This window comes from Pseudomonas rhodesiae, from assembly GCF_007858255.1.
Taxonomy (GTDB): domain Bacteria; phylum Pseudomonadota; class Gammaproteobacteria; order Pseudomonadales; family Pseudomonadaceae; genus Aquipseudomonas; species Aquipseudomonas rhodesiae.
This window is the reverse complement of record NZ_VFEU01000009.1, coordinates 60,249-77,259: the sequence shown is the minus strand read 5'-3', so window position 1 is coordinate 77,259 and position 17,011 is coordinate 60,249. Positions and strand designations below refer to the sequence as shown.

Below are 17,011 nucleotides of genomic sequence, written 5' to 3'. Positions count from 1 at the left end.
GTGAGCGGGCTTGCTCCGCGCCGGGCTGCACAAGCAGCCCTGGAACCGGCTGTCCCCATTCGCTCTGACATTGCGCCGCAGTTTGATCGCGGGCCGCCTCGCGGCCCAGTGCGGCGCAACCCCGCTCATACAGGCACCGCCTTGGGCTATCGCCAATCGATCTAACACCCTGTCATTTTTCACAGGTGCCTTCAGCGCCTCGTTGCGTTAGCGTCAATGCTGTGGCTGGAGGGTTGCCCATGACGCGCTCACTTATCAAAGAAGTCAGCGATGCCAATTTTGATCGGCAGGTGTTGCAGGCCCTAGGCCCGGTGTTGGTGTATTACTGGAACAATAGCTGTGGCCATCTGCCCTACCTCGAGCAAATGGCTGAGGATTACCTGGGCCGCTTGACCATTGTGACGCTGAATGTCGACGACCATTGCGTCACACCGGCCCGGTACGGGGTGCACGAGGTGCCCACGCTGATGCTGTTCAAAGACCACAGGAGGCATTTATGAGTCAGATCAAAGCCATCACTGACGATTCGTTCGAGGACGACGTTATCCACAGCACCAAACCTGTACTGGTCGACTTCTGGGCCGAATGGTGCGGCCCGTGCAAAATGCTTGCGGTGTCTATCGAACAGATCGCTGAGGAATACGCAGATCGGTTGCAGGTTGCCACACTCAATGTCGACGAGAATCCGGCCACGGCGGAAACATATGGCATACGTAGCATTCCTACGCTGATGCTGTTCAGTGGCGGTCATGTAGAAGGGACGCAAATCGGCGCTATCACGAAGTCGCGACTGATCAGCTTTCTGGACGGCAAGCTCTGATTGCTCAGGCCCGCAACCCTTTCGCCGCCTCCAACAGTCCCTGAAACCGCCGATAACGCTCATCCAGCACCGCCCGCTGTGTCGCATCCGGCAAGTAGCGCGCCTTGATCGGCATACCTGCCGCCAGCAAGTCTGCGCCCTCGCCCACTGCCATGAACCCGAGTTTCGCCGCGCCGATGCAGGCGCTCAGTTCACTGCCGTGCAACGTGTAGATCTCCCGTTGCAGGATGTTGGCCAGCAACTGCGCCCAATACGCGCTGCGCGCGCCGCCGCCTACCAAAGCGCAGGCGCCGACCTGTGCGCCGGCCGATTGCACCGCGTGCAGCGCATCCAGCAGGCCGAAGCCGACGCCCTCCATCACCGCATAGCCGAGCATCGCCGGTGTGCAGTCATGGCCTAGCCCCATAAAGCCGCCGCGCAACAAGGGGTCGTTGTGTGGCGTGCGTTCGCCGGCCAGGTACGGCAGGAACAACGGCGTGTGCAGCGGCACCACCTGTTCGATCGGTAATTGCGCCTGGACCTGCGCTAGCAAGGTTTGCTCATCCGCCATCCCGGTCAACCGCGTGACCCAACGTAAGCAACTGGCACCGGCGAGCATGGCGCCCATGGTGTACCAGCGATCCGGCAGCGCATGGCAGAAGCTATGTACCGCGCTGGCCGGGTTGCCGGCGGCGTGGTCGGTGATCGCCACAATCGCCGCGCTGGTGCCCAAGGTGATGAAACCGTCCCCGGCATGGACCGCACCGATGCCCACCGCCGCCACCGGGTTATCGCCGCCACCGCCGGCAATCACCACCGCGGGCGACAGCCCCAGCTGCGTCGCGGTCAACTGTGCGCTTGGCGCGCCGCCTTCAACCAGTCGAGGCATCTGCCACGGCGCCAGGCCGGTGGCGCGCAGCATCGGCATGAACCACTCGCGCCGGGCCACATCCAGCCACAGCGTACCGGCGGCGTCGGACATTTCGCTGATGCGCTCGCCAGTCAGACACAACCGCAGGTAATCCTTGGGCGACAACACGCAGTCGATGGCCTTGAACACCTCTGGTTCATGCTCCTGCAGCCACAGCAACTTCGGCGCGGTAAGCCCGGCCATCGGCAGGCTGCCGGTGACATCGGCGAAATCCGCGCCCAGGCGTTCTGCCTCGGCCACGGCGCGGGAGTCATCCCACAGGATGGCCGGATACAGCACCCGGTCGTCCGCACCCAACAGCACCGCGCCGTGCATCTGCCCGGACAGGCCGATACAGGCCACATCGGTATACGCCGGATGGCTGCGCAGCTGGCCCAGCGCCTGCACACAGGCTTGCCACCAATCCTGCGGCGCCTGTTCTGACCAGCCGCTGTGGCGTCGTGAAACGCTCAGGCGCACGCCGGCATGGGCCAGGACGTTGCCGTCGAGGTCCATCAGGATGGCTTTGAGTTCAGAGGTGCCGAGATCGATGCCCAAGGAAACCGGACTGTTCATACGTATGTGATTCCAATCAGTGGCAGCCACAGGAATTGCGTATTCGCAGGGTTGGTGCCAGGCGCACACACTGGGTGGGCGCAGTGGGCGATGCCATGCGTTGCAGCAGTAGATTGACCGCCTGGGCGCCCAACGCCTGCACAGGCTGGGCGATCAGGGTCAGTCGCGGCACGAAAAAGTCTGCCCAATCAAAATCATCAAACCCCACCAACGCCATCTGCGCCGGGACCTCCAGGTGCGCATCACGCAGAGCGTGCATCGCGCCCAGGGTCATCAAGTTATTACCGGCCATAATCGCTGTCGGTGGCGACTCCAGGCCCAACAGTTGCACCGTGGCCTGACGAGCCGGCTCGGTACTGGAACCGCCGTTGACCAACAGCTGCGGATCAACGGCCAACCCCGCCCCCTGCAACGCCGCTGTGTAGCCGGCCACCCGCTCATCCGTGGTACTGAACCCCACACGTCCGGCGATAAAGCCGATACGGCTATGTCCGTGGCTTATCAGGTGTTCGATCAAGGTTTGCGTGGACCGCGCGTTTTCCACCCCGACCTGATCAAATTGCGCGCTCATCATCCGATCCACCAGCACCGCCGGAATCTGGTTGGCACGCAGGTACTCCAGGGCCAGAGACCCATTCGACGGAGCCAGCACAATACCGTCGACACGCCGATGATGCAGCGCCGTCACTACCCGCAACTCTTGCTGCGGGTCATCATGGGTGTCGACAAACAGCATCATGTAGCCGTGCTTGGCGCACTCGGTTTCAATCGCGTGCACGGTCTCGCTGAAGTAGTGATTGGACAGCGCCGAAATCGCCACGCCAATGGTGCTGGTGCTGGAACGGGCCAGCGAGCGCGCCAGGGTGTTGGGGATGTAACCCAGATCCTGGATCGCACGCTGCACCGCCAGCACCGTCGCCGCGCTGACTTTACGGGTGCCGTTCACCACATGGGACACGGTTGAAGTCGACACCCCGGCGCGGCTTGCCACATCGTCCATGGTGACCATGGCGCGGTTCCTCAGACGGACTCAGTGTTTGCTCGACCAGCCGCTGTAGCTGCCGACATTGTCGCGGGTGATCAGTTTCGGCGTGAGCAACGTCACCGCGTCGGCCGGGGCTTTGTCGTTGAGAATGTCATTGCCTACGTCCACGGCGGTCTGGGCCATGGCCCACGGGTCCTGGCTGGCGGAGGCCTGGATCTGCGTATCGCTCTTCAGTGCATTTTCGATGTCCGGCGCGCCATCCACCGAGGTGATGATGATACCGCTGCGCTTGAGCTGCTTGGCTGCCAGATCGCTACCGATGGCTTGGGGGTCGTTGATCGCGAACAGGCCGTCGATTTTCGGGAAACGGGTGAGATAGCCCTGCATCACGTTCAGCCCGCCTTCGCGCGAACCTTTTCCGTCCTGATCGTCGGACAGCACCTTGATGTCCGGCGCGCCGGCCAATGCGGCTTTGCAGCCCTTGACGCGGTCGGTCACGGCTGTGACCTGCGGGCCGTTCTGAATAATCACATTGCCTTTGCCCGAGAGCTTGTCCACTAGGTACTGACAGGCCAGCTTGCCGGCTTCGACGTTGTCGGTCTGTACGGTGGCGTTCACGCCCTTGGCGTCCACATCCACGGCGACTACGACGATGCCGGCGTCGCGGGCTTTCTTGATCGCCGAGGCCATGGCCGATGGGTCCACGGCATTGAGCAGAATCAAGTCGACCTTGGACGAGATGAAGTTGTCGATCTGGGAAAACTGTTTGCTCAGGTCATAGTCGGCGGACACCGAGGTCACCTTGACGTTGGGGTTCAACGCCTTGGCCCGCGCCGTGGCACCGTCGGCCAGGGTTACGAAATACGGGTTGCCCAGCGAGCCCATGCTGATGCCCAGCGCTTTGAGTTCACGGGCCTGTACTGCCTGGGACATCAGGGCAGCCAGGGCGATGACGGGAACGATACGTTTAAAGTTCATGCGCTTCTCACTTGTGATTGTTGTAGGAGATAAATCAGGTGCGCGCGCCGGACTGGCGATAACGGTCCAGCGCCACTGCGCCAATGATCACGATGCCTTTGATGATGTATTGCCAGATATCCGACACCCCCAGCAGCACCAGGCCATTGGTGAGCACGGCAATGATCAGCGCGCCGATCAGCGTGCCACCGATGGTGCCGACGCCGCCGGTAAAGCTGGTGCCGCCGAGGATCACCGCGGCAATCGCATCCAGCTCGTAGGATTGCCCCAGTTGCAGGCCGTTGGCGGCAAACAGGCGTGAAGCGCTCATCACCGCGCCCAGCCCGGCCAACGCACCGGACATGGCGTAGACGAACAACAGCACCTTCCACACCTTGATCCCCGACAGCCGCGCCGCTTCTGGGTTGCCGCCCACCGAATAGATCTGCACCCCCATCACCGTGCGCCGCAGGATAAACCACGACAGCGCCACCACCGCCACGGCAATCACCACCAGCCATGGCACGCCAAGGATCGAGTCGTTACCGATAAATGCAAACGGCAGATCCGGGTTGAACACCGTCTTGTCGTCGGCCAACAGCCGCGCCAGCCCACGCATGGCGGTGAGCGCGCCGAGGGTGACGATAAACGGCGGCAGGCGCATAAAGGCGATCAGCCCGCCGTTGACCAGCCCGAGTAACAGCCCGAAGCCGATGCCGGCGGCGATCCCGAACATACCGAATTGCGGCGACATCGACGCCTGCAACGCCACCACCGCCGACGCCGCCAGGATCGCGCCCACCGACAGGTCGATGCCGGCAGTGAGGATCACAAAGGTCATGCCCGCCGCCAACACCACGTTCACCGAGGCTTGCTGGGTGATGATCGACAGGTTCTGCAAGGTCAGGAAGTTTTCACTGGCCAGGGCAAAGCCCACCAGCAGCAACACCAACACCGGCAACATGCCGACCGTGCGCATCAACTCGCGGGCGCGTTCGGCTTTGCCTATGGGTGTGAGGGTCATTGTGTTGTTTGAGTCAGCCATGGGCAGCCACCTGATCGCCACCGGTGGCGAGGTCGATAATACGTTCCTGGGAAATAGCGTGGCCGGAAGCCCCGCCGACTTCGGCCACCAATTGGCCTTCGCGCATGATCAGCACGCGGTCGCAGGTGCCGATGATTTCCGGCAGCTCGCTGGAAATCACCACAATGCCCACCCCGGCCAGCGCCAGCTGATTGATGATGCGGTAGATCTCGGATTTGGAGCCGATGTCCACGCCACGGGTGGGTTCGTCGAGGATCAGCACATGGGGCTTGACCTCCAGCAAGCGCGCCAGCAGGACTTTCTGCTGGTTGCCACCGGATAACGCGCCGACGTTGACCTTGCCCGACGCCACGCGGATCGACAGCGACTTGATCGCGTCATTTGAGCGTTGCGCGGCGTGCGCCTGGTCAAGCACACCACCGGCGCGGGCATCCGGCACACAGGCGCAGACGTTGATGTTGTCGGCCACGCTCATGTCGAGGAACAGGCCCTGGGCCTTACGGTCTTCGGTGAGGTACACCACGCCGGCACGGATCGCGTCCGCCGGGGTGCGCAGTGGGGTGACGGTCTTGCCCACCACTTCCAGGGTGCCGCTGGTGCGCGGGTCGGCGGCGAAGATCAGGCGCGCCAGCTCGGTGCGCCCTGCCCCCACCAGCCCGGCAATGCCCAGCACCTCACCGGCATGCAGGTCGAAACTGCACTGGCGCACGCGTTTGCCGTCGGCCATGTCGCGGACGCGCATCACCACGGCGCCGGGGTCGTACGCCGCGTGGTCCTTTTTATAGAACCCTGACAAGTCGCGGCCCACCATCATTTTCACCAGCACCTCGGCCGACAGCGCCTCGCGGGTCAGTTCGCCGATGTACTGGCCGTCGCGCAGCACCGATACACGGTCCGACAGCTCGTAGATCTCGGCCATGCGGTGGCTGATATAGATGATTGCCAGGCCTTGGCTGCGCAGCTGTTTGATCAGCGCGAACAGGCGATCCGTTTCGCGGGACGACAGCGGCGTAGTGGGCTCGTCCATCACCAGGATCTTGGCGTGGGCATGCAAAGCGCGGGCGATCTCCACCAGTTGGCGCTCGGCAATCGACAGGCTGCTGACCCGCGTGGCCGGGGTGAATTCGGCGCCCAGGCGTTGCAGCACCTCGACGCAGCCGTCCTGCATGCCGGCGCGGTCGATGGTCCAACCGCGCCGTAGTTCGCGGCCCAGGTAAATGTTCTCGGCCACGCTCAGGTTCGGGCACAGGCTCAGTTCCTGGTAGATCACGGCGATGCCGAGGGCTTTGGCGGTGGCGGGATTGAACGTGGCGATGGGCTCGCCGCCGATGCGGATTTCACCGCCGGGATCGGCCTGATAAGCGCCGGAGAGGATTTTCATCAAAGTGGATTTGCCGGCGCCGTTCTCCCCCATCAAGGCGTGGATTTCGCCGGGGTAAACCTTCAGGCCGACATTTTTGAGCACGCGCAAACCGTTGAAAGTTTTGCTGATGCCCTGCATTTCCAGCAAGGGTTCAAGGCTCATGTCTGAGCTCCTGGTTTTATTATTTTTGTCGTTCGGCCCCCTTTGGATCAGAGCCGATTGGCACCGACTCTAATCAGATACATTTACTTACGCAAGCGCTTGCGTGCGCCATTTGTCGCTAGAAGAAACGTTTCATCAAGCTGATTTGTCGCAACTTCAGCGATTACGCGGTTTAGGCAGCATGCGTATCAGGGTGTTGTCGCGCACCCAGTAGTGATGGAACAGCCCGGCGGCCGCATGCAGGCCGATCAGCCAATAACCGGCATTGCCCAGCCACTCATGCCAGTGCTTGAACACCTTGGCTTGGTCCGGATCCATCGCCACCAGGGCGGGCAAGGGCCACTCGAAGTACGGCAGGGTTTTGCCCCCGGCGCTAAGCATCAGCCAGGCCAGCAGCGGCGTCACGATCATCAAGCCATACAGGGCCAGGTGCATCAGGTGCGCCAACGCCGTTTGCCAGATGGGAGGCCGCGGCACGATGGCCGGACGAGGAGCCAGACGCCCGAGCAAGCGCACCCACACCAACAGGAAAATACCTATCCCCAGCAGCCCGTGAGTGCCCGCCATGAAGCTCCTCGCCACACTGCCGCGAGGCAGCAGGCCTTTGATTTCGATGCAGGCATAGACACCGACAAACAGCGCCAGCATCAGCCAGTGCAGGGTCATCGATAACCGGGCGTAGCGCTGCGTTACCCAATATTGGTTCATGGAAAAGTCGCCTTTTGAGGAAGTGATGGCCGAGGCCGGCCTGGAAAGTCCGCGCCACCCTGCCCTGGCAGTCTTAAGCCAGTCTGAAGACCGAACGACGATGTTTACGCCCACCTTCAGACTTCGTTAAGAAAGGCTGCTGATACTCCTCCCAACTTGACGTGGGAGGCGAACCGCCAAATGCCCGATTTCGACTGGAACATCCCGTTGCCCCTGCTGTTCGGCCACGCCGACAGCGCCCCGCTGCACCTGAGCCGCGCCCTGCCCGAAGACCCTCGGCGCCCGGCCTTCGAAGCGTTCATCCAGCAGCGCTTTCGCCTGGCCCATGGCGCGGACATCCGCCACTTCATGCCGCAATTGTTTGGCGTCAGCCAGGCCGACGGCGAGTTGTGCGCCGTCGCCGGGGTACGCCTGGCCCGCAGCGAAGCGCTGTTTTTGGAGCACTACCTGGATCATCCGATCGAGGCCTTGGTCTGCGCCGCTGCCGGCCAGCCAGTGGAGCGGCGCGCCATCGCCGAGGTCGGCAACCTGGCCGCCAGTGATAACGGCAGTGCACGCCTGAGCATCATTGCCATCACTTGGTTATTGGCCATGGGGGGGCTGGAGTGGGTGGCCTTTACCGGCAATGCGGGGCTGGTCAACAGCTTCCATCGCCTTGGGCTCAAGCCCGTGACCCTGTGTGCCGCCGACCCGCAACGCTTGGGCGATGAGCGCCTTAACTGGGGCCGTTATTACGAAAGCCAGCCGTGGGTGCATGTGGGCAATATCCGCGCCGGCTTCACGCATTTACGCAACATGGGCCTGTTTTCGCGCTTGGGCCTGCCTACCACCCTTGAGGACACTTGCCATGTCGCCTGAAACCCTGCGATTCCACGCCGTGCTGCGTGGCCATACCGAACGTAACGACGGTGCCATCGCTCTGTGGGGCGACTCACTGAAAATGGACTACGCCACGTTGTTCGCCGAGGTGGCCTATCGGCGCGAACGTCTGCGCGATGAGGGCGTACAGGTGGTGGCGCTGGCCTTGGACAATGGCGTCGATGCCATGCTCTGGGACCTGGCGGTGCTGTTCGAGGGCCTGACCTGCCTGACGTTGCCACCGTTCTTCAGCGCGGCTCAGCGTGCCCACTGCCTGGAGCAAAGCCACGCCGAGCGGGTCATCGCCGAACCCTATCTGAGCCAGGAGCTGGAGGGTCTGGGCTACCACAAGGTCGGCGATTTCTGGTGCCGGCACTTCGACGGGCGACCCTCAATGCCCCTGGGCACCGCCAAAGTCACCTTCACCTCCGGCACCACCGGCGCGCCCAAAGGCGTATGCCTGAGTGGCGAGAGCCTGCTGCGGGTAGCCCGCGATCTGTACCAGGCCAGTCACGTCAATGACCCGCGCCATCACCTGGCGCTGCTGCCCCTGGCGATTCTGCTGGAGAACCTGGGCTGCTACGCCGCGCTGTATGCCGGCGCCACCTTGAGTGTGCCGAGCCAAAAAAGCCTGGGTATCCAGGGCGCCAGTGCGGTGGATGCGGCGCAATTGCTCGGTTGCCTGGCCGCGCGCCAACCCCACAGCCTGATCCTGGTGCCGCAACTGCTGCTGATGCTGGTCATCGCCGCCGAGCAAAAGGCTTTCAGCCCCCGGGGCTTGCGGTTTGCCGCCGTGGGCGGCGCCCGTGTGTCCAAGGCCTTGTTGCAGCGCGCCCAGCAGTTGGGCATGCCGGTTTTCGAAGGCTACGGGCTGTCGGAGTGCGCCTCGGTGGTCAGCCTCAACGTGCCGCAGGCGCAGCGCCCGGGCAGCGTCGGAAGGCCCTTGCCCCATGTGGATATCCGCCTGGCCGAGGATGGTGAAGTGCTGATCAAAGGCTCGACCCTGCTCGGTTACCTCGGCCAGACCGAACAGCCCGACACCTGGTGGCCCAGCGGTGATCTGGGGGCCTTCGACGAAGATGGTTTTCTGTACCTCAAGGGGCGCAAGAAACACCAGTTCGTCACCAGTTACGGGCGCAACGTCAACCCGGATTGGGTCGAGGCCGAACTGACCCAAGGCGGCGACATTGCCCAGGCATTCGTCTACGGCGAAGCCCTGCCCCACAACCACGCCCTGCTCTGGCCCCATCGCGCCGACTGCAGCGACGCCCAACTGGCCGCCGCCGTGGCCGAGGCCAATGCCGGCCTGCCGGACTATGCCCAGGTCCACCAATGGACGCGCCTGGACGCCCCCTTCACCGCCGCCAACGGCCTGCTCACCGCCAATGGCCGGCCTCGGCGCGACGCCATCGTCGCCCGTTACCACGCCCACTTTACTCAACCTTTGAATGAGGACACGCCATCGTGAATTTCTTCGACACCCTGCAAGACGCCACCCAGCACGAACGCCAGGCATTGTTCAGCCTGCCGATCATTCGCGATGCCCTGGAAGGCAAGGTCAGCCTCGACAGCTACCGCGCCTTTCTGGCCCAGGCCTATTACCACGTCCGCCACACGGTGCCGTTGATGATGGCCTGCGGCGCACGCTTGCCGTCACGCCTGGAATGGCTGCGCAAGGCGGTGTGCGAGTACATCGAAGACGAATACGGCCATGAACATTGGGTACTGGATGATATCGAGGCCTGCGGCGGTGATAGGCTAGCCGTGCGCGACGGACGCCCTGGCTTGCCCATTGAGCTGATGGTCAGCTACCTCTACGACCTGATCGCCCGCGATAACCCGGTCGGCCTGTTCGGCATGGTCAACGTACTGGAAGGCACCAGTATCGCCCTGGCCACCCATGCCGCCGGCAGCATCCGCGAGCGCCTGCAACTGCCGGCCGAGGCGTTCAGCTATTTGAACTCCCACGGGGCGTTGGATATCGGCCATATGCAGACCTATCGCGGCCTGATGAACCGTCTCGACGACCCTGAGGATCAAGCCGCGGTGATCCGTGCGTCCAAGGTGGTCTACGCGCTCTATACCGATATGTTCCGCAACCTGCCACGCCTCGGGGAGACCGCCCATGCGCCTGTCTGAGGCCCGCGTGGTGCTGACCGGCGCCAGCGGCGGCATCGGCCTGGCGATAGCGGCCATGCTGTGCGCCAGTGGTGCGCAGGTACTGGCGGTGGCGCGCCACCGTGCGCCGCTGGATGTGCTGCTTGCGCAATACCCGCAGCAGTTGTGCTGGGTCAGCGCCGACCTGACATTCCTGGCCGACCGGCGCAAGGTACTGGCGGCGGCCGAAGCCATCGGCGGTATCAACCTGCTGATCAATACCGCCGGGATCAACCACTTCGCCATGCTTGAGCAACTGGACGACGCCGAGATCAACCAGATGCTCGCGTTGAATATCGGCGCGCCGATCTGTCTGACTCGGCTGCTGTTGCCGATGCTCAAACAAGCGGCGGGCGCCAGGGTGGTCAATGTCGGTTCCACCTATGGCTCCATCGGCTACCCCGGTTATGCCACCTACTGCGCGACCAAGTTTGCCTTGCGCGGGTTTTCCGAAGCCTTGCGCCGCGAACTGGCCGACACCCACGTCGGCGTGCTGTACGTAGCGCCGCGCGCCACCCGCACCTCAATGAACAGCGCGGCGGCCGAGGCCCTGAACGAGGCGCTCAAGTCCAACATCGACGACCCGCACACCGTGGCGTCGGCGGTGATCAAGGCGATTGTGGACGACCGTCGCGACCTGTACCTGGGCTGGCCGGAGCGTTTCTTCGTGCGCCTCAACAGCCTGCTGCCGAAGCTGGTCGACCGTGGCCTGCGTAAACAACTGCCCCTGGTGCGCCGCTTGAGCGATACCCCTGTTAACAAGGACTAACCCCATGAGAACACTGATTGCCGCCCTTGTGCTCAGTGCCCTGAGCCCCCTCACCTGGGCGTTGGACGCCGCCGACCAGCAACGGCTGACCACGATCCAACAACGCTGGGCCGAGATCCAATACGGCCTGCCTGAGGCACAACGCACCCAGGCCTTCGAGCAACTGGCCGGCCAGGCGAATGCCATCACCCAGGCCCGTCCGCAGGCCGCCGAAGCCTGGATCTGGTCGGGTATCGTCACCAGCAGTTGGGCCGGTGCCCAGGGCGGACTCGGCGCGTTGAGCAAGGCCAAGACCGCCAAGGCCGACCTGGAACGCGCGCTCGCCCTCGACCCCACCGCCCTGCAAGGCTCGGCCTATACCAGCCTGGCGGCGCTGTACGATCGCGTTCCGGGCTGGCCGATTGGTTTCGGTGACGCCGACAAGGCCGAGCAGTTGCTTAAACAGGCCTTGCAAGTCAACCCGACAGGCATTGATAGTCTGTACTTCTGGGGCGATCACCTGTACCGGCAAAAACGTTATGACCAAGCCCGCGATGCCCTGCAAAAGGCCCTACTGGCGGCTCCCCGCCCAGGTCGGGAAAGCGCCGACGCCGGGCGGCGCAAAGAGATCGAGCGCCTGTTGGCCGAGATCGCCAAGCAATTCAACTGACAGGAGCGCGCGTGCGTCTATTACTGATCGAGGATGACGAAGCCCTGGGCGGAGGGATTCACCAGGCTTTGGCGCGCGAGGGTTACACCGTCGACTGGTTGAAGGACGGCAGCAGCGCCCTGCATGCCCTGCTCAGCGAAACCTTCGACGTGGTGGTGCTCGACCTCGGCCTGCCGCGCATGGGCGGGTTGGAGGTGCTGCGCCGCCTGCGCGACGGCGGTGCCACCGTACCGGTGCTGATCCTGACCGCGCGGGATGCCACCGAAGACCGCATCGCCGGGCTCGACGCCGGTGCCGACGATTACCTGATCAAGCCCTTCGACCTGGCCGAACTCAAGGCCCGCTTGCGCGCCCTGCTGCGGCGCAGCGCCGGCCGGGCGCGGGTGCTGATCGAACATGCGGGCATTTGCCTGGACCCCAGCACCCAGCAAGTCAGTTATCACCATCAACCGGTGTCGCTGACCCCCAAGGAATACCAACTGCTGCATGAACTGCTTTCGCCCCCGGGGCGGGTCATGACCCGCGATCAGTTGATCCAGTTGCTGTATGGCTGGAACGAAGAAGCCGAAAGCAACACCCTGGAGGTGCATATCCACCACTTGCGCAAAAAGTTCTCCAGCGAATTGATCCGCACTGTGCGCGGCGTGGGTTATCTGGTGGAGGATCGCGTGTGACCTCGATTCGCCGCCGCACCCTGACCTTGATTATCGGCCTGCTGCTCGGCGGTTTTTTGCTGATCAGCGCATTGAACCTGCATGACAGCAACCACGAAATTGCCGAAGTCTACGATGCGCAACTGGCGCAAAACGCCCGGTTGCTACAAGGCCTGATGAGCCTGCCGCTGGCGAACGAGCAGCAAGCCGACCTGTACCGCGCCTTCAACAAGGCGCTGGCCGAGGCCAACCCTAAAGTCAACGGGCATCCATACGAAAGCAAGGTGGCTTTCCAGGTCTGGAGCCCCCAGGGCGAACGCCTGGTGTTCACCTCCAGCGCTCCCACGTTCGCCACTCCGCCCGAACAGCCCGGCTACAGCAATGTGGACGACCTCAATGGCCGGCAATGGCGCGGTTTTTTGCTCAAGGACAAGAACAGCGGCCTGCGCATCTGGGTCGGCGAACGCGACGATGTGCGCGCCGACCTGGTCGGTCGTATCGTGCGCCACACCTTGTGGCCGAACGTGCTGGGCAGCCTGATCCTGGCGATGATGGTCTGGCTGGCCATCGGTTGGGGGCTCAAGCCGCTGGCTGATATGGCCGCAACGTTACGCGCCCGGCACTCCGGCTCCCTGGAGCCGATGCAACTGACGCCCTTACCCACCGAACTGGAACCCATGCAGGCCGCCCTGAACCGTATGCTCGCGCAGCTCCAGGACCTGCTGGGTCGCGAACGACGCTTTATCGCCGATGCGGCCCACGAAATGCGAACCCCGCTGGCGGTGCTGCGGGTGCATGCGCAAAACCTGCTGGAGGCCGGCACCGAGGCTGAACGTCGCGAATCCCTGGCCTTCCTGATCACTGGCGTGGACCGTACCAGCCGCCTGGTCAACCAGTTGCTGACCATGGCGCGCCTGGAGCCGAGTGCCGGGCAACCGCCCTTACAGCCCCTGGACCTTACCGCCGCCGTGCGCGACAGCCTGATCCAACTCACGCCCTGGCTGTTGAGCAAGGGCCTGGAACTGGTGTTCGACGCGGACGACACGCCTTGCACCGTGACCACCGACGGCGCGGCCATCGCGATCGCCCTGACCAACCTGGTGACCAACGCGGCGAATTTCTCTCCGGAACAGGGTGTAATTACCGTGGGGTTGCACAAGACTGACACGGCATTCGAGCTGACGGTGGACGATCAGGGCCCCGGGATCGACGAACAGGACCGCGAGCGCTTGTTCGAGCGCTTCTACAGCCGTGGCAATGCCCACGGTGCAGGCCTGGGCTTGACCATCGTCCACACCATCGCCCAGCGCCTGGGCGGTCAGATCCGTCTGGACAACCGTGCCGGCGGCGGGCTGCGGGCCACGTTGCACATCCCTCTTTGAGCCGTTTCAACCGATCAGTAGGCCCAGCCATGTCGCGGCGGTCAGCAATGCTTGGCCGCCAATCACATAGCCGGCAAAGCGGCGACCGTCGCTGACCCAGGCCACCAGGCACTTGCTCAGGGAATTGCAACTGACCGCCAGCAACACCGGGATCGGCGCCGCCTGCACGGCCAATTGGCCGCTGGCGGTCAGGGCGGCAATCGAAGCTGTAGACGCATGCGCGTCAGCGAAGCCGCTGAGGGTGGCGGTGACCATCACGCCCCATTCGCCGAAGTAATACAGCATCGCCGATGAGACAAACGTAATGCCGGTCATCATCAGCACCATGATTAACGCCAGTTTGAGATCGAATGCACCGCCCACCTTGATAGCCTCGCTGGCGGCCGACGTGGGGGTGCGCAGCATCAGGCAAATGCCGTAAGCCGCGATGGCGACAAAACCGGCCAGCAACGGCCAGGCCATTTGCGCCAGCAACGCCGGCTCTACCGTGCCCAGAATCAAGGCCACCTGCGCCACCGTGGCCAGGTTGGAGAAAACCGCCGCAGCCGCCAGCGTGCGCAACTGCTGCGGTTCCTTGGCGGCGATATGGCCCATGGCGGCGATGGTCACGGTGCTGGAGGCGAACCCGGACGCAATGGCACCGACCGCGTAGCCATAACGCGGGCCCAACGCCCGCACCGCCACATGCCCCAGGGCGCCGACCGCCATCAGCAGTACGGTCAAGGTGCAGATGGTGCGCGGGTTGATCGCTGCATAAGGGCCGATAAAGCGGTCCGGCACCAGCGGCAAGACCACCAGCGCGACCACCAGCAGCAACAGGCCGTCGCGCATTTCGGCGTCGCTCAGTTGGCTGCGGGCGAACTCGTGCAGTTTCTGTCGATAGACCAGCAAGCCGGCCATCACCACCCCAATCGCCGTGGCCAACTCGGGCGCCGCGCCGCACAGGGCGCCCAGTACCAGCACGGTGAACAACGCCACTTCGCTGGTGATGCCCGGGTCTTTGGCCTGGCTTTTCCAGTACGCGGTACTGACCAGCAGCGCCAGGCACAGCGCGATCAGGCCCAACAGCAAGGCGCCGCCGACCTGCTGGGTCACATAACCGAGCAATGCGGTGATCGAATAGGTGCGCAACCCGGCAAAATCGCGATGCTCGCCTTCGCCCTTGTGGCGTTCGCGCTCAAGCCCCACCAGCATGCCAATACCCAACGCCGCAGCGGCGCCGGCCAGGCCCAAGGTCTGGCTCATAACAGCACCCCTGGCGTGATGGACATAAACAACCTCTCGGCTTCGATGGACGCCCGGACCGGCATCGCTCTTCGCAGTCTGCGCCAGGATGCCGCACGCCGCGTTGATTATCATCAACGATCCCCTCGTTGACCGCACGTCGCTCGCTCCGCCCGGCGTGGCGGCGACTTGATGCAGATCAAACGCCGCCCAACGGTCGGGGCCATGATCGACCCTAGATGCCACTGGTAATCCAAGGGAGATCGCACATGTCTGCTCAAGCCCGTTTCTTGCTGCTGGTTTCACCGTTGATGGAACACAGCCCCGCTTTCGAGCGCGCCGCCGCGTTGGCCAAGGCCGAAGGCGCCGCCTTGCATATTCTGGCGTTCGACTACCTGGAAGGTCTGGCCACCGCCGGATTGGTCAACGAACAGGCCCTGGAGCAGATGCGCCTGGGCTATGTGGAGCGCCATCACCAATGGCTTGAAGACCAGGCGCGGCCGTTGCGCAAACTGGGGCTGACGGTGACTACCGAGGTGGCCTGGGTCGATGATCCGCTCAAGGAGCTGTTGATTCGCCTCAAGGAAGAACCCATGGCCCTGGTGATCAAGGCACTGGCCCATGAGTCGCGACTCTCGCGCTTGATGTTCACGCCGATGGATGTGCACCTGCTGCGCGAATGCCCCGTACCGCTGCACTTTGTGCACGGCGTGCATCACGCTCTGCCACGCAGGATCGTGGCGGCGGTCGATCCGTTCCACCGTGACGGCCGCTACCAGGGCCTCAACGACCGCATCCTGCATGAGGCGAGCAAATTGGCGACGGCCTGCGAGGCCGATGTGCAGATGGTTTACGCCCATGACTTGTCCGACCTGGCCGCCCAGGAATACGAGTTCGGCAGTGGCGCGGCGTTCTTCTCGTCGCAGGCGGCCAAGCAGCTGTTCGCCGCCCAGGGCGAAGCCTTCAACGACCTGGCGGCGCGCAACGGCATCCCGCCGGAACAGCGCCACATGATTCTGGGCAACCCGGCGAAGGTGTTGTCCAGCTTCGCCGACGCCTACAACATTGACGTGATCGTCATGGGCCGGGTCGGTCATCACGGTCTGTCGCGGCTGCTGGGCAGTACCACTGAAACGCTGCTGTACCGCATGCCCTGCAGTGTGTGGGTGGTGTCACCCGAGATGCTGGAATAACCCGGCCATTTCACCCCATGGAGGTTCCGTCATGTCTAATACTGAAGCACTCAACCGGCAAGCCGCGCCTGTTTATGCGGCGGTGCCCCACGAACACTGGATCGACCGGCTCGACGATGGCCGCCACGTGCTGGTGCGTCCATTGACCGCCGAAGACCGCGAGCGCGAATACAACTTCATCAAGGGCTTGTCCCGCGAGTCCAGGCATCAGCGTTTTCTGGGCGAGGTCTGCGAGCCGGGCAAGACATTGCTCGATCAATTGATGGACGTCGATAACCAGGAACGCCTGGCGTATATCGCCTTGGTGCACGATAACGGCCAACTGGTGGAAATCGGCGTGGCGCGCTACGCCGCCGCCAAGGACCAGGCGTGCGAATGCGCGGTGGTGGTGGCCGATGCCTGGCAGCACCTGGGCCTGGCGCGCGTGCTGATGCAGCACTTGATGGCTGCGGCGAAAAAAAATGGCTACACGCGCATGTATACGGTGGACGCGGCCACCAATGCGCATATGCGTCAATTGACCCATGATCTAGGTTTCGAGAGTGTCACCGATCCGGATGACGGTACTCAGGTGATCAGCAGCGTGCAGCTTTAAACCCATCCACATGGCCGTCATGGGGC

At 63.4% G+C, this 17,011-nt stretch carries 18 protein-coding genes; 11 read left to right on the top strand and 7 right to left on the bottom strand.

Going from position 1 to position 17,011, the window contains the following annotated elements; all coding sequences use genetic code 11:
* Positions 1–239 precede the first annotated feature (239 nt).
* Positions 240–500: a thioredoxin family protein gene (locus tag FIV35_RS15410; protein WP_047882203.1), complete on the top strand. Its 261-nt coding sequence runs from the start codon at positions 240–242 to the stop codon at positions 498–500.
* Positions 497–820, top strand: a complete 324-nt coding sequence (gene trxA / locus FIV35_RS15405) for a thioredoxin (protein WP_034138095.1) — start codon at positions 497–499, stop codon at positions 818–820. Before FIV35_RS15410 ends, trxA begins: the two co-directional genes overlap by 4 nt.
* A 4-nt stretch (positions 821–824) precedes the next feature.
* Here the strand turns inward: trxA and xylB are convergent, their stop codons facing one another.
* The 6 genes from xylB to FIV35_RS15375 all read right to left on the bottom strand — a co-directional run bounded on the left by xylB (position 825) and on the right by FIV35_RS15375 (position 7,505).
* Entirely contained in the window at positions 825–2,285 is a 1,461-nt protein-coding gene (gene xylB, locus FIV35_RS15400; protein WP_034138096.1) for a xylulokinase, read from the bottom strand.
* A 16-nt stretch (positions 2,286–2,301) separates the two neighbouring features.
* Positions 2,302–3,309, bottom strand: coding sequence for a LacI family DNA-binding transcriptional regulator (locus FIV35_RS15395; RefSeq protein ID WP_269458211.1), 1,008 nt, complete (start codon positions 3,307–3,309; stop codon positions 2,302–2,304).
* Positions 3,310–3,315: 6 nt separating this feature from the next.
* On the bottom strand, positions 3,316–4,248 hold the full coding sequence (locus tag FIV35_RS15390; RefSeq protein WP_034138098.1) for an ABC transporter substrate-binding protein: 933 nt from the start codon (positions 4,246–4,248) through the stop codon (positions 3,316–3,318).
* A gap of 34 nt (positions 4,249–4,282) precedes the next feature.
* Positions 4,283–5,251 (bottom strand): ABC transporter permease subunit, encoded by a 969-nt coding sequence (locus tag FIV35_RS15385; RefSeq protein ID WP_094065826.1) that lies wholly within the window; start codon positions 5,249–5,251, stop codon positions 4,283–4,285.
* 13 nt (positions 5,252–5,264) lie between these two features.
* Positions 5,265–6,797 (bottom strand): sugar ABC transporter ATP-binding protein, encoded by a 1,533-nt coding sequence (locus FIV35_RS15380; RefSeq protein ID WP_034138099.1) that lies wholly within the window; start codon positions 6,795–6,797, stop codon positions 5,265–5,267.
* Between the two features lie 156 nt (positions 6,798–6,953).
* Positions 6,954–7,505 (bottom strand): cytochrome b, encoded by a 552-nt coding sequence (locus tag FIV35_RS15375; protein ID WP_034138100.1) that lies wholly within the window; start codon positions 7,503–7,505, stop codon positions 6,954–6,956.
* A gap of 180 nt (positions 7,506–7,685) precedes the next feature.
* Between FIV35_RS15375 and FIV35_RS15370 the strand changes: the two genes are divergently transcribed.
* The 7 genes from FIV35_RS15370 to FIV35_RS15340 are packed head-to-tail and all read left to right on the top strand — an operon-like array spanning position 7,686 to position 13,973.
* Positions 7,686–8,363, top strand: a complete 678-nt coding sequence (locus tag FIV35_RS15370) for a thermostable hemolysin (RefSeq protein WP_034138101.1) — start codon at positions 7,686–7,688, stop codon at positions 8,361–8,363.
* Positions 8,353–9,831, top strand: coding sequence for an AMP-binding protein (locus FIV35_RS15365; RefSeq protein ID WP_034138102.1), 1,479 nt, complete (start codon positions 8,353–8,355; stop codon positions 9,829–9,831). The genes FIV35_RS15370 and FIV35_RS15365 overlap by 11 nt, the downstream gene beginning before the upstream one ends.
* Positions 9,828–10,502, top strand: a complete 675-nt coding sequence (locus FIV35_RS15360; RefSeq protein WP_034138103.1) for an iron-containing redox enzyme family protein — start codon at positions 9,828–9,830, stop codon at positions 10,500–10,502. The genes FIV35_RS15365 and FIV35_RS15360 overlap by 4 nt, the downstream gene beginning before the upstream one ends.
* On the top strand, positions 10,489–11,289 hold the full coding sequence (locus FIV35_RS15355) for an SDR family oxidoreductase (protein ID WP_034138104.1): 801 nt from the start codon (positions 10,489–10,491) through the stop codon (positions 11,287–11,289). The genes FIV35_RS15360 and FIV35_RS15355 overlap by 14 nt, the downstream gene beginning before the upstream one ends.
* Before the next feature lie 4 nt (positions 11,290–11,293).
* Positions 11,294–11,938 (top strand): tetratricopeptide repeat protein, encoded by a 645-nt coding sequence (locus FIV35_RS15350; RefSeq protein WP_034138105.1) that lies wholly within the window; start codon positions 11,294–11,296, stop codon positions 11,936–11,938.
* 11 nt (positions 11,939–11,949) lie between these two features.
* Positions 11,950–12,612 carry a response regulator gene (locus FIV35_RS15345; RefSeq protein WP_034138106.1) on the top strand — a complete coding sequence of 221 codons (663 nt, stop codon included), beginning with the start codon at positions 11,950–11,952 and terminating at the stop codon, positions 12,610–12,612.
* On the top strand, positions 12,609–13,973 hold the full coding sequence (locus tag FIV35_RS15340; RefSeq protein ID WP_034138107.1) for a sensor histidine kinase: 1,365 nt from the start codon (positions 12,609–12,611) through the stop codon (positions 13,971–13,973). Before FIV35_RS15345 ends, FIV35_RS15340 begins: the two co-directional genes overlap by 4 nt.
* A gap of 6 nt (positions 13,974–13,979) precedes the next feature.
* Here FIV35_RS15340 and FIV35_RS15335 read toward each other — a convergent pair whose 3' ends face one another.
* Positions 13,980–15,218, bottom strand: a complete 1,239-nt coding sequence (locus FIV35_RS15335; RefSeq protein ID WP_034138108.1) for an MgtC/SapB family protein — start codon at positions 15,216–15,218, stop codon at positions 13,980–13,982.
* Positions 15,219–15,466: 248 nt separating this feature from the next.
* Between FIV35_RS15335 and FIV35_RS15330 the strand changes: the two genes are divergently transcribed.
* Complete coding sequence (locus FIV35_RS15330) at positions 15,467–16,390, top strand: universal stress protein (protein WP_034113688.1); 924 nt, start codon at positions 15,467–15,469, stop codon at positions 16,388–16,390.
* A 31-nt stretch (positions 16,391–16,421) separates the two neighbouring features.
* Complete coding sequence (locus tag FIV35_RS15325) at positions 16,422–16,985, top strand: GNAT family N-acetyltransferase (protein WP_034138109.1); 564 nt, start codon at positions 16,422–16,424, stop codon at positions 16,983–16,985.
* Positions 16,986–17,011: the final 26 nt, after the last annotated feature.